Annotated in this window: 2 protein-coding genes; both read right to left on the bottom strand. The window is 65.0% G+C overall.

Features of this window, described 5'->3' with window-relative positions; genetic code table 11:
• Complete coding sequence (locus DL519_RS43915) at nucleotides 1-456, bottom strand: hypothetical protein (RefSeq protein ID WP_190823634.1); 456 nt, start codon at nucleotides 454-456, stop codon at nucleotides 1-3.
• A 22-nt stretch (nucleotides 457-478) separates the two neighbouring features.
• Entirely contained in the window at nucleotides 479-14068 is a 13590-nt protein-coding gene (locus DL519_RS43910) for a hypothetical protein (protein ID WP_190823633.1), read from the bottom strand.
• Nucleotides 14069-14147 lie beyond the last annotated feature (79 nt).

Below are 14147 nucleotides of genomic sequence, written 5' to 3'. Positions count from 1 at the left end.
CTATAAGAAACCCGGCGCCCCCAGGGTCAGCTGGTCCCACAAGTCCTCCGGCCGCTTGGCGCCATCCGGCCTCGCCCCTGGCGCGTACTCGCCCATCACATACCAGGCGTCGATGCCCTCCTCAACCAACACCGGTGCTTCGAGATCCGACGACCACCCCCTGTCGGCTCTCCACTTCGTCTCCCGCTTCCTCACCACCAGCGCATGGTCCGCGACGCCCAACCAGTCCAGCCACATCCGCATGTACGCCATGACATTGTGACCATCAACATCGGCCAACCTCGGCCGCGCAGCCACTCCCGTCGCCGCCCTGAAAGCCTCCAGCGCCGCGCGCACCTCCTCGGAGACGGAGACCCCTGCCAGTTCCTCCGCGTTCAACACGACACTCCGGCCATCCACCACATCCGGCAGCGGCCCCTCGCCGCCACGCAGCTCAGACCCTGTCCGCGCATCCACCGGAGGCCTCAACGGCATCAGCTCACCGAAGGGCACCCCGGACGGAATCCACATCGGACGGCTGTGCCGGTCCGGCCCCGCCGGCAAGCCCCGTTCGGTTTGGTCCTGGCGTGCCTGCCCACCTGATCAACGGGGCGGGGTGTGCCCCCTGCGCATAACGCGGCTCGGCCCAGCCGTTGAACGCCGCCCGCAACTCCGAACCGTGCTCGACCAAGCCCTCACCCGAATCACGGCGGTACCAATGACCGGTCCCCTTACCACCAACGAACGTCGGCAGCATACGACCGTCGGGCATCACCACCGTTTTCGTAGCGTGAAACGAACCATCCTCGGTCAGCCACACATCACCATCAGTCCCCCAGTCCGCCGTCGTACCCAACGCCCCCGCAACCCGGTCGGCGAACGAAGCCCCACCCTCCGGCTGCCGGAACGCACCACAACCCACAAACGCCAACGGGAAACCAGGCACAAAATGCTCGTTCTTCCACATCTCCTCGGCGAAGTCCTCAGGCGTGACCCTCCGGCCATCCAGCAACTCCGCACTCCCATCCTCCGTCACATGCACACCCACCACCTGCACACCCCGCAACCCCCGCGCCAACCCCCGCACCAACCCCGCCACGCGCGCAGCCTGCTCACTGTCACCAGGCGCAAAAAACAGCAACGGCTCCACCCACGGCACACCAGCCAACTCCGCCATCGGTTCGTTCACCAACCGCGGCCGACGCCGCCCACTGGCATCCACACGGCACACCACCCACCTCGGCCCCCGACCAGGAAGATGGACCCGCGCCAACACATCCGCACTACTACGCCCCTGCATCTGGGCGATTACATCAAGGGACACAACCACATCGCCATGCCCCAGCACCACCAGCGTCTTACCACCCTCCGCAGCATCCGAAGCCGCGTGGGACGGCGACCGCGTCCACGCCGTGTACTCGACGCTTTCCGTCGACCCCAGGATCTCGAACCTCACCGGCGTGCGATGCACACCCCCCGGCGAGACGGAATCCAGCCGCCCGTCAAGCCGGCTAGTCGCGCCCGCCAACGACACCAAGTGACGCATGTCCGCTTCGTCGAAGCGGATACCGTGGTCGCGTTCAAGGGAATTCCTGACGGAGTCGGAAAGACTATCCAAGTCGACGTGCGACGAGTCGGGATCGAGTTCGTGCGCCAACCGCGCCAGGTCGTGCAGCGTCTCCATCCTGGGCCGCTGGCCAAGGCCGTGCACCACGTCCATCAGCTCGAGCCAGCGACGAATCTCGTCGATCTCCACAGTCCCGGGCGACCGGGGTTCCGGCGGTCCGGCCGAAGAGTTGGACACCGGCCCCGGCAGCTCGGCGACCAGGCTCCGAAGATGGTCAACCGGCCGGGCATAAAAGTCAGCACGTCCGCGGCGGTCCCCGAAACCGGCATCGATCAACGTCCGAATCCGCCGCATCCACAGCGAAGCCTCGCCAAACCTGCCAAGATCCGGATCTACCTCCCAGTACAACCCCGCCAAATCCGTCAGAGACTGCCGGGCATCAGCCGGCAGACCAGTCCCGTCTCCAAGCCCGACCTCCCGCGCCAGCCCCTCCCAACCCTCGCTGCCATCCGGGTTGAACCGCACAGCAATCCTCGTCACCAACGAAGGAAGGACCACGTCGTTCAGTCGCGCTGGCGACTCCGCCGTCTCCCTGACCACCCAATACCGGGTGCCTTCGAACGAAAACAGCACGCGATCGGCCCACTCCGCCGTCTGTTCGTCCGCGGTGTCCTCGATCGCAGTCAGCCTGTCCTTCATTCGCCACCAATACCTGTCGGCGTTCCACATCGCCTCCAAAGCCTGCACCGGGCCGCTCGCCCACATCGCCGCCAACGCCTGCGCCGGATAGGCGTCGTCCGCAAGGAGCTTCCGCACCATCACCGCCAAATCCACCAGGTCAAACAAGTCCACAGCGGAGGCCTGCCCACCGGATTTGCCTTCGAAGCCCGCCACCATGTGGGCTAGGGACCTAAACGAAATGTTCGACGACTCGGGATAAAGCTGGTTGGCCAACCACGCCAGGGCATGCAGCGTCTCCATGTCCGCCATCCCGCGATACAACTGCTTTGCCAGCCGTATGACTGGGAACAGCCGCCTTCGGCCCACCAAATCCTCGCCGATCCGATTAACGAGCGCGCGGTAGCCACCAACGTTGTGCACCACGTCCATTCGCTCGAGCCAGCGACGAATCTCGTCGATCTCCACAGTCCCGGGCGACCGGGGCTCGTCCTGTACGGTCTGAGGGTTGAACACCGGCCCGGACAGATCGGCCACCAGGCTCCGCAGATCGTCAAGCCCCAGGGCGTAGAAGGCGGCACTGCCGCGGCTGTCATCGAAGCCGGCGTCGATCAACACCCGGATCCGCCGCATCCACAGCGGAGCCTCGTCAAATCCGGGCAGCGCCGGGGCTATCTCCCAGTACAACCCCGCCAAATTCACCAAGGACTGCCGGGCATCATCCGGCAAACCAGCTCCGTCTCCGACCCCTACCTCCGCCGCAAGCCCGCTCCAGCCGCCATCAAAGCCCTCAGCAATCTTTGTCATGAATGGAGTCAGGACAACGGCGTTCAGGCGCGCCTGCGACTCTGCCGGCTCCCCGACCACCAGAGACCATTCGTCCTCGAGCTCGTACAGCAATCCCGTGGCCCACTCCGCCGTCTGGTCGTCACCCTCGTCGAACAAAGTTGTCTCGAGCTCGGCCAGCCGGTTCGCCGTCCTTTCCCAACGCCTGTCAGCCTTCCAAATCGCCTCCAAAGTCCCCTTCCGACCAAGGACCTCTCGCGCTCTCCCCGCCAACTCCACCAAGCGATGCACTTCCAAAGAAGAGGCGTACCCATCGGCTCGGCCTTCGAAATCCGCCGCCATGCGGGCAAGGGACGCGCGCGAAATGTTCGACGACACGGGATCAAGCTGGTTTGCCAACCACGCCAGACCGCGCAGCATCTCCACCCCCGGCCGCTTGCCGTACAACTCCTCTGCCAGCTCTATGACCGGGAACAGCCGCCTACCACCCACCAAATCCGCGCCGACCGCACCGACAACCCTGCCGACACCACCAAAACCGTCCACAAGATCCATCAGCTCGAGCCAGCGACGAATCTCCTTGACCCCCACCTCCCAGGGCCGCTGAACCTCCTGCCGTCCGGTCCGCGGGTTGAACACCGGGCCGAACAGTTCGGCCGCCAGGCTCTGCAGATCACCCATCGCCCGCTTATAGAACGCAGCACCCACCTTGCCGTCATCGAAACCGGCATCGATCAACCCCCGGACCCGCCGCATCCACAGCAAAGCCTCGTCAAATCCGGAAAGATCCGGATCTACCTCCCAGTACAAGCCCGCCAAATCCGTCAGGGACTGCCGGTAATCAGCCGGCAGCACGGTTCCGTCCCCCAGCCCTACCTCCGCCGCAACCTCTCTCCAGCCGCCCCCAAACCGCTCAGCAATCCTTGCCATGAACGAAGGCAGCACAACAGCATTCACAACAGCATTCAGGCGCGCCTGCGACTCCGCCGGTTCCCTGACCACCACAGACCGAGCGTCCTCGAACTCACCCAGCAACCCGCGAGCCCACTCCACCATCTGCTCGTCACGCCCGGGCGCCGTGAGCGCGGCCAGCCTGTCTCCCATTAGCCGCCAAGGCTTATCGGCGTTCCACATCGCCTCCAACGCCTGCACCGGACTGACCCGCTGCCCCCCATCAACATCCACATCAACATAGGCATCGGCATGGGCTTGAACGGAATCCAGCCGACCAAGGACCTTTCGCGCCCTCCCCGCCAACCCCACCAAATCACGCATTTCCGAATGAGACGCATGCCTACCGGCTCGGCCGTCGAAACCCGCCATCATGTCGGTAAGGGTGACCCACGAAATATTCGACGACACGGGATCAAGCTGACCGGCCAACCACGCCAGGCCGTCGAACGTTGTCTTGTCCGGTGTCGCGCCATACAACTGCTCCGCCAGCCGTATCACCGGGAACAGCCGCCTGCCGCCCACCAGATCCGCGCCGACCCCACCGACACCACCAAGATGGAGCACCACGCTCATCCGCTCGATCCAGCGACGAACCTCGGCGTCGGACACATCCTCCGGCTGCGGAGTCTCATGCTGACCCGTCACATGGTTGAACAACGGATCCGTCAGATCAGCCACCAGCTCCCGCAAGTCTTCCAGCGTCCGGTCATAGAAAGCAGCACCCTGCCTGCCGTCTTCGAAGCCGAGGTCGATCAACGCCCGCAGCCGTTGCATCCCCGGCACATCCACCGCGGCCGACTCGCCCCCATCGAAACCAACATCCCACGCCAACTCCGCCAGAGACCTCAAAGCCCCCCGGAAATCATCCGCCCCAACATCCAGCCCGACCTCCCCCGCCAGCCCCTCCCAACCATCCCCACCCTCCCGCGCGAACGGCCGAGCAAGCCCCGCCACCAACTCCTCACCACCGGGAAAACGCAGCGGCGCCGCACGGAGTCGATCCGCCTCCTCCCAGAATTCGAACATCAGATCCTCAAGCGGATCCACGTTCTCCTCAGATTCCTCGATCAGATCGTCAAACCTCTGCCCATACGACCGTTCACCCACCGGGGCGCGCAGGTGCACCCAGTCCGGACGCAGCCCGCTCTGGTCTTCCGGCAAGCGAAGGTCATAGGGGCCCACCTCCGGTTGCCCACCCACGTCCGGCCGAGTCGACTCCCACCTGCCGTTGGGCGGCAAAACCGGAAGCAACCGACCACCATCACCCACATACGCGCCGGCAACCATCGAAGCGAACCCACCGGTACCCGGACCGAACCACACCATGTCCCGCGTCCAGCGAACCCCAGACCCCAACTCCTCATCCAACGCCCGCGCGAATCCTTCAGAGACCCCACACGCATACAGCCACACCACAGCATCCGGATCCCAGTTCGACGACCGCCGAATCACCCCGGCCAACGTGCGCGCATCCACCGACCGCCCATCCACCACCACGCCACCCTCACCATCACCACGCACCACCACCACAAACCGGCCATCCCGCAACGGCAACTCCCGCACAGCGGCACGAACATCCTCACCCACATCCGACGCGACAATCCCCGCCCGAATCACCTCCACCCCCGGCACCGACCCACCCGCCACGTCCAGCCCCTCCACACCAGCGCCCGAAACCCCAGCCGACCCAGCCCCCCGCAAATCCGCGCCAGCAGACGAAGACGCCCCCGCACCAGACAATTCCGCACCCCCCGTCAGCTCCTCAGCCGTTCTCTCCCGCCCACGCGGGACTGCGTCGTCCTGCCCCCTCTCCTGCCGCGCGTCACTCACCAACCCCTCCAACGCCCCCCGCTCGGCCTCGATACGCCCCGCCAACTCCCCGATCTCCGACCGCACAGCCCCAATACGCCCCCGCAACGAATCCAACTCCAGACCCTCACCGGCATTCCGCGTCGGCAACGCCGCCAATTCCGCCTGCCGAGATTCGGCCTGCTCCAGCGACGTCGCCAACTCCGCCTGCCGAGCCCTGTGCTGCTGCAGCAACTCCCGCGCCTCCGCAACCCGCAGCTCCCGCGCCACGTCGTGCAGCGTTTCCATCTCCGGCCACCTGCCGTACAACTGCTCTGCCCGCTGTACCACCGGGAACAGCCGCCTGCCGCCCACCAAGCCCCCGCCGATCACACTGACCAGCGCGTGGTAGCCACCAAGGTTGTGCACCACGTCCATTCGCTCGAGCCAGCGACGAATCTCCTTGACCCCCACAGACCCGGGCGACTGAGGCTCGTCCTGTCCGGTCTGAGGATTGACCCGCGGCAGATCGGCCACCAGCCTCCGAAGATCATCAATCGTCCGGGCGTAGCAGGCGGCACCCTCCCTGCCGTCATCGAAACCGGCATCGATCAACATCCGAACTCGCCGCATCCCCGGCAGAGCGTTGTCAAATCCGGACAGATCCGGAAATATCTCCCAGTACAACTCCGCCAAATTCAGCAGTGACTGCTCGACATCAGCCGGCACATCAGTCCCGTCCCCAAGCCCTATCTCCGCCGCAAGCCCGCTCCGGCCGCCCTCAGACTGCTCAGCAATCTTTGTCACAAACGGAGTCAGGACAACGGCGTTCAGGCGTGCCTGCGACTCCGCCGGCTCCCTGACCACCACAGACCGAGCGACGTCGAGATTGAACAGCAATTCCGTGGCCCACTCCGCCGTCTGTTCGTCAGGAGCAGTATCCACGATCTCGGTCAGCCTGTCCTCCGTCCATTCCCAACGCCTGTCGTCCTTCCAAATCGCCTCCAACGCCTTCTTCGGATCGCCGTCGACCCGACGAAGTAATTCTCGCGCTCTCCCCGCCAACTCCACCAAGCGATGTACTTCCAAAGAAGAGGTGTACCCATCGGCTCGGCCTTCGATGCCCGCAACCATGCTTTCAAGGGACGCCCGCGAAATGTTCGACGACACGGGATCAAGCTGGTTGGCCAACCACGCCAGGCCGCGCAGCGTCTCCATCCGCAGCCACTTGCCATACAACTCCTCTGCCAGCCGTATAACCGGGAACAGCCGCCTACCACCCACCAAATCTGCGCCGATCTCACCGACAACCCTGCCGACACCACCAAAATTGTCCACAAGACCCATCAGCTCGAGCCAGCGACGAATATCCTTGACCCCCACAGCCCAGGGCGGCCGAAGCTCCTGCTGTCCGGTCTGAGGGTTGACCACCGGGCCGAACAGCTCGGCCGCCAGGCTCCGGAGCTCTCCAACCGTCCGCTTATAGAAGGCAGCACCCACCTTGCCGTCATCGAAACCGGCATCGATCAACATCCGAACCCGCCGCATCCACGGCAGAGCGTTGTCAAATCCGGACAGATCCGGATCTACCTCCCAGTACAACTCCGCCAGATTCAGCAGGGACTGCTCGACATCAGCCGGCAGACCAGTACCGTCCCCAAGCCCTATCTCCGCCGCAGCCTCGCTCCAGCCGACCCCAAACCGCTCAGCAATCTCTGTCATGAATGGAGTCAGGACAACGGCGTTCAGGCGTGCCTCCGACTCCGCCGGCTCCCTGACCACCACAGACCGAGCGTCCTCGAACTCACCCAGCAACCCCCGAGCCCACTCCACCATCTGCTCGTCACGCCCGGGCGCCGTGAGCTCGGCCAGCCTGTTCCCCATTCGCCGCCAAGGCTGATCGGCGTTCCACATCGCCTCCAACGCCCCCTTCGGATCGCCGTCGACCCGACCAAGGTCCTCTCGCGCCCTCCCCACCAACGACACCAGGTCACGCACTTCCAAAAAGCCGACGTCCCAAGCGGATCGGCCTTCGAAGCCCGCAACCATGCGGGCAAGGGATGACAACGACGAAATGGTCGACGACTCGGCATCAAGCTGGCTGGCCAACCACGCCAGGCTGTGGAACGTTTCCACATCCGGCGTCTCGATGTACAAATCCTTTGCCAGCCGTATGACCGGGAACAGCCGCCTGCCGCCCACCAAATCTACGCCGATCTTGCCGACGAGCTTGTGGTAACCGCCAAGGTCGTGCACTACGTCCGTCAGCTCGAGCCAGTGACGAATCTCGTCGACCTCCACAGCCCCGGGCGGCCGAAGCTCCTGCTGTCTGGTCTGAAGGTTGAACACCGGCCCGGACGCATCGGCCACCAGGCTCCGGAGATCATCAACTGTCCGCTTGTAGAAGGCAGCACCCTCCCCGCCGTCCTCGAGGCCGACATCGATCAACACCCGAACCCGCCGCATCCACAGCAAAACCCTGTCAAATTCGAAAAGATCCGGATCTATCTCCCAGTACAACCCCGCCAAATTCTCCAGGGACTGCCGGTAATCAGCCGGCAGCTCGGTCCCGTCGCCTAGCCCTACCCCCTCCGCAAGCCCGCTCCAACCGCCCTCAAACCGCTCAGCAATCCTCGTCACGAACGACGGCAGGACAACAGCATTCACAACAGTATTCAGGCGTGCCTGCGACTCCGCCGGTTCCCTGACCACCACAGACCGAGCTTCCTCGAACCCAGCCAGCACTCCCTGAGCCCACTCCGTCATCTGTTCGTCGTGTTTGGCACGCGCGGTCACCTCGAGCTCGGCCAGCCTGTCCCCCATTCGCCGCCAAGGCTGATCGGCGTTCCACATCGCCTCCAACGCCTGCACCGGGCTGACCCGCTGACCCGCATCAGCATCGGCATCGACATCGGCTTGAACGGAACCCAGCCGACCAAAGACCTCTCGCGCCCTCCCCGCCAACCCCACCAAGTCACGCACTTCGGAAGGAGAGGCATGCCTACCGGCTCGGCCTTCGAAGCCCGCAACCATGCCGGCAAGGGACACCCACGAAATATTCGACGACACGGGATCAAGCTGACCGGCCAACCACGCCAGGCCGCGCAGCATCTCAATATCCGGCGTCTCCTCGTACAACTGCTCTGCCAGCCGTATAATCGGCAACAGCCACCTGCCATCCACCAGATCCGCGCCGATCCGAACCACACCCGCGCGAACATCACCAAGATCGCGCACCACGTCCATCCGCTCGATCCAGTGACGAACCTCGTCGTCTGGCAGATCCTCCGGCTGCGGATTCTCGTACTGACCCGTCACACGGGTGAACACCGGCTCCGTCAGATCAGCCACCAGCCCCCACAAGTCTTCCAGCGTCCGGGCGTAGAAAGCGGCGCCCTGCCTGTCGTCTTCGAAGCCGAGGTCGATCAACACCCGCAGCCGTTGCATCCCCGGCACATTCACCGCGGCCGACTCGTCCTCAGCGGAACCGACCTCCCGCGCCAATTCCGCCAGAGACCTCAAAGCGCCCCGGAAATCATCCGCCCCAACATCCAGCCCGACCTCCCGCGCCAGCCCCTCCCAACCATCCCCACCCTCCCGCGCGAACGGCCGAGCAAGCCCCGCCACCAACTCCTCACCACCAGGCAAAGGCAGCGGCGCCGCACGGAGTCGATGCACTTCCCGCCGGAATCCCTGCATCAGATCCTCAAACGGATCCACCTGCTCCTCCAGGTCCTCACCCCCCTGCTCATACGGCACGGCAGCCCGTTCACCCACCGGCGCGCGCAGGTGCACCGGGTGCGGCAACCCCAAACTAGGCGGTGTTTCCGCATCGAGCGGAATCGCGTACGGCCCGTGCTCCACCGGTTCATCGACCCCCGGCTGGTGCTCCACCCACCGGCCGGTCGGCGGTTGAAGCGGCCGCAACGCACCATCCGCGGTCACCGCCATGGTCACCATCGCGACGAAATCACCAGTGCCCGGCCCAATCCACGTCAACCCGTCCACACCATGCAACACCCGCGAATTCAAGAGCTCCTTCAACTCTTTCACGAACGCCGGCGACACCGCACACGCGAACAACCACACCGACGCCCCAGCGTCGGGATCCCAGTGGGGTGACCGGCGGATCACATCGGCCAGAGTGCGCGCATCCACCGACCGCCCATCCACCAGCACCCCACCAAGTCCATCACCACGCGCCACCACCACAAACCGGTCGCCTCGAGACGATATCCGCCGGGCAGCGTCACGAAGAAGACCATCGTCGGAAAGCCCGGACCGCACGAACAAACCGGCCCGAATCGCACGGGGCTCCTGCCGCAGCACGCTCTGGAAAGCACCGACAACACCATGCAGACCCGGTGCCGCACCCCACGCCGAGCTCCCCCCTGAACCACTGTCATCGGTGCGGTCCACCGCAACCCTGGACGCCTCGCTGAGCAACTCCGGCGACTCGACGCCCCCGACCACCGTCCCTACTGGACCATTCGCGTCCGGCTCCCCCAACGACACATCAAACGCCAGGGATTCCAGGCCCGACCGCAGCTCCTCCAGATCCAGCACCTGGCGCCCGTCCTCCACAGCCCAGCGCACATCCGCCGGTCCCCGGTAAAGCGCGGCCTCCGCCATCGCCGCCCGCAAACCCGGCCGAGAGCCGACCGGCAAGCCCGCCAAACCCGCCGCAATCCGATCATGCACACCCCACAGCCCGGACAGCACCGCATTGATCCGGTCCGACACCCACCGCGCACCCACCTCCCCCAACACCACCGGTTCCGATGCAACAGCCACGAGCTGGGACGCGAGGCTACGCACGTCCTCATGCGACACCACAGTGCCAGCGGACAGGCCGAGGAAATCACGAACAACACTCCGCAGGTCTTCCAGGACCACCCCCGTCGCACTCCGGCCAGGAATCGCTTCGCTCAACACACGGGCAACCTGCCGGGCGTGCCGCACATCCGCCACGTCCAGATCCGCGGCGCTCCGGACATCGGCGAGCACCGACGCCAACGCACCGAAACGAACGATCCGACGCCGATCAACGGCCCCCAGCTCACCATGCCCACCCACACCAAGCACTCCGCGGCCGAACCGCCGGACCAACTCATCAGCCAGTATCAACGGATCCACAGGCGCCGTATCCGCCGCCTCACGCGCCGCCCGAACCTCCCCGGCCAGCCCCACAGCACGGGTATGGAGTTGCTCCAGCCGATCCACCACCAGCACATCCGCCGGCCGCCACGCCACGACCCGCGCACCGGCAACCCACGCCATCTGATCGGCCAGTCCCCGAAGATCCAGCCGATACCAACTCGGCAACGACGCGAAATCCTCCGTCATCCCCGCCACAACACTGCGCAACGCAGCCAACACGCCCTCGCCACGCGCAGCCACCGCCCGACGCTCCGTATTCCAAGCCCGCGCCAGCCTCTCCCACGACACCAGTCCAGAATCGGGTGCGATCACTTCGGCACCCAACTGCCGGGCCAGTCTCGCTTCCAGCGACACCTCTGGCGCACGTGCCTGCGACATCATCAGGTCGGCCAGATGACGCACATCGTCCTCAGTCACCGCACGCACGGCAGCGCCCCCGAACCGATCCCTCAGGCCGGGACGATCCGCCCACAACTGAACCACCGACCGCAGATACCCGGCCAGCCCCGCTTCGTCCAGATCAGCAGGCATCGGACCGAGCCGGTCGTCCGCACCCTGCACCCGCAACCCCTGCACGCGCGGCCTGAGCTGATCTATGTCAGCGGCCTGCCGCAACTGATCCAGAGTCGGCCGGTGGCCATCCCTGGCCACCGCCAACCGCGCAACGTTGGTCAACCGCCCCCACACCCGATCCACAGTGTCGCGCAGGTTCTGCCGATCCCATGTCCCATACCGCGAATCCACGCCAACCGCTTGGGCCACAGCGCGTCCGCCACCGTGCTCCTGCGCCAACGCCACCAACACGGCTACAGCAGGATCGCTCACATCGGCGCTCGTCTCCTGGACCAGCCATTCACCGCTAACCTGGAGATCACCCAACGAGATCACACGAGAACGGTCGGCCGGCCGCCAAGGCGTCCTCATCTCCTCCAGGACGTTTTCCAGGAAGACAGCGACGCGAGCCAGCAAGCCCTCCGGGTTCGCCATCAGCCGCGCACGATCGGCCGTCAGCCGGCTGGCAATGGACTCCAGAGCACTCACCGCCACACGGCCGGGCAGCTCCACAGGGGCCGTCTGCGCGTGCCAAACACGCCGCAAGGTTTCAAAGCTGACCTCACCCCACAGATCCTTCGCGGATTGGGTGAGCGTCACCAGCATCCGCACGTCCGCATCCGACACCGGACGCTCATCAACCGGGTTGAAGTCCCGCACCATCCGCCGCACATGATCGATCGTCACGCTCTCGCCCACACCCGGATAACGACGTCGAACCGCGTCGAACAAACGACGAACATGACGCAAGTCCAAGACAGAAGGCGCACCTTCAAACACGGCACTATCACGCAGGTCCAACATCAGCCGGGCAATATTGACCAAACGCTGCCCATAACCACGCACCCACCGCGAACCGAACCAACCGAAACCCCGCTCCTGATGATGCAACCCGATCGCATCCGCCAACGCAGCCCGACCACCCGCCATACCCACGTATAACTCCACCACACGCTGCGCCTGTTCCGCACGATCCACATCCATCGAACCCGACGCACCATCCGCACGATCCACATCCATCGAACTCGTCGCACCATCCGCACGGTCCGCATCAGTCGCACCATCCGCACCATCCGCACGGTCCGCATCAGTCGAACTCGTCGCACCATCCGCACGGTCCGCATCCATCGAACCCGTCGCATCATCCTCGCGACTTTCCCCGACATCCTCCGCATGATCGCTCGGCTCAGCCACCGCACCAAAGCCCGCCGAACCCACTCCCTCCGAATCGGACTCCCCCTCCGCCGAGATCTCCGACCCAGGCGCCGACCCCACCCCACCATCTCGCACCCCACCCCCCGAACCCTCGGCCCCCGAACCGCCAGACCCCGACACAGATCCCGACCCACCACCAACCGCCACGTCACCGGACTGCGCGTACCGGTCGACGCCCCGCCGTGACGACCCACCCTCGTCACTCGCACCAGCCGAACCCTGCGACTGCTGCACCCCCGCAGCGGGCCTTGTGCCCTCCGACGACTCCGCGTCTCCCCCCAAGCGACCAAGCCGCTCCCGCAACCGCTCCAGTTCCCCCTCATCGAAAACACTCTCGGTATCATCGGTCTCCGCATCACCCGCCCCATCCTCAGCGGACTCCGACCGCGTGCCCTCCACAGTCTCCGACCCCGGATCGTCAGCGGACCGCGACAGCATGCCCCTACCCGGCTCCGGCCCCGCGCCCGCACTCACGACCATCGCCGCGAGCCTCAGACGATGCAGACGCTGCAGAAACGCCTGAGCATCCCCTATCCGACCTCCATTCGTCAGCAGCCGATGCGCGACCGCATCCCGCACTCGATCATCCTGCATTCCCCCGAAGTGCAGATCGAACTCGCGGACCACATCATCTCGACCGTGCAGAACTTGCAGCAGCGCGAACCCGCCGTATGCCGTCTCGAAAATCCCCCGCAATTCCCGTATCGCGTTACTCCGGCGCTGCTCCCGCAACCCCTGAACAGCAGCGGCAGCTTCCGCTGCCCGACGACGGATCGTTCTGACCTTCACCCCTTTTAGATCCGACCACTTCGCGATCTCGGCTTCATATGTGTTCCGCAGGTCAGTGCTTGCCTCCGCCTCCGCCAAAATCTGCCGCAGAGACCCCACCGCAGCCTCCAAATCGGAGCTCAGCTGGCCCCTGACATCCTCAAGAACTTTGCGACCCCAATCAATAGATCTGTTGAACCGAGCCCCCAAATCGGAGGCGTTGTAATCCGTGCGAAGCGCCTCCTTAAGGGCCTCGTTTCGCAGCACCTGGTTGACAGCAGCATCGTCCGGCAAACCACTAAGCGCCTTGCCAACCCCCGCGCGCCGCCGATACACCTGCGCTGCTTCAAAAATCTTGTTTCCAGGCTCCGGGGTCACCGTGGCGGAAAGCAAGTTGTCGGCAGCACTCGAGTCCGCACCGCCACTCAGGTCACCAGCCAGGTAACAGACCAGTTCCCACCGCAACTCCTGCACCTGCTGATCAGCCCGCGGGTTCGTCATCAACTGCTGCAACTGCTGATCGTCCCGCGGCATCAACTCGTGTGCCATCACATCCCAGAAGGGCCGTGACTCCTTAAGGGGCCCCAAAACCTTCTCCGCGGCAGCGTACAAACGGGCCACGCGGGCACCTTGACCTTGTGCGTCGGCCAACTGCCGCAACTCCCGACCGGCATCCGCGAACGTCCGCTGTACCGAACTA

The sequence above is a fragment of the Saccharopolyspora pogona genome, from assembly GCF_014697215.1.
Lineage (GTDB): Bacteria > Actinomycetota > Actinomycetes > Mycobacteriales > Pseudonocardiaceae > Saccharopolyspora > Saccharopolyspora hattusasensis.
Note: the sequence above shows the minus strand (reverse complement) of the source record. Positions and strands in the feature narration are given on the sequence as shown.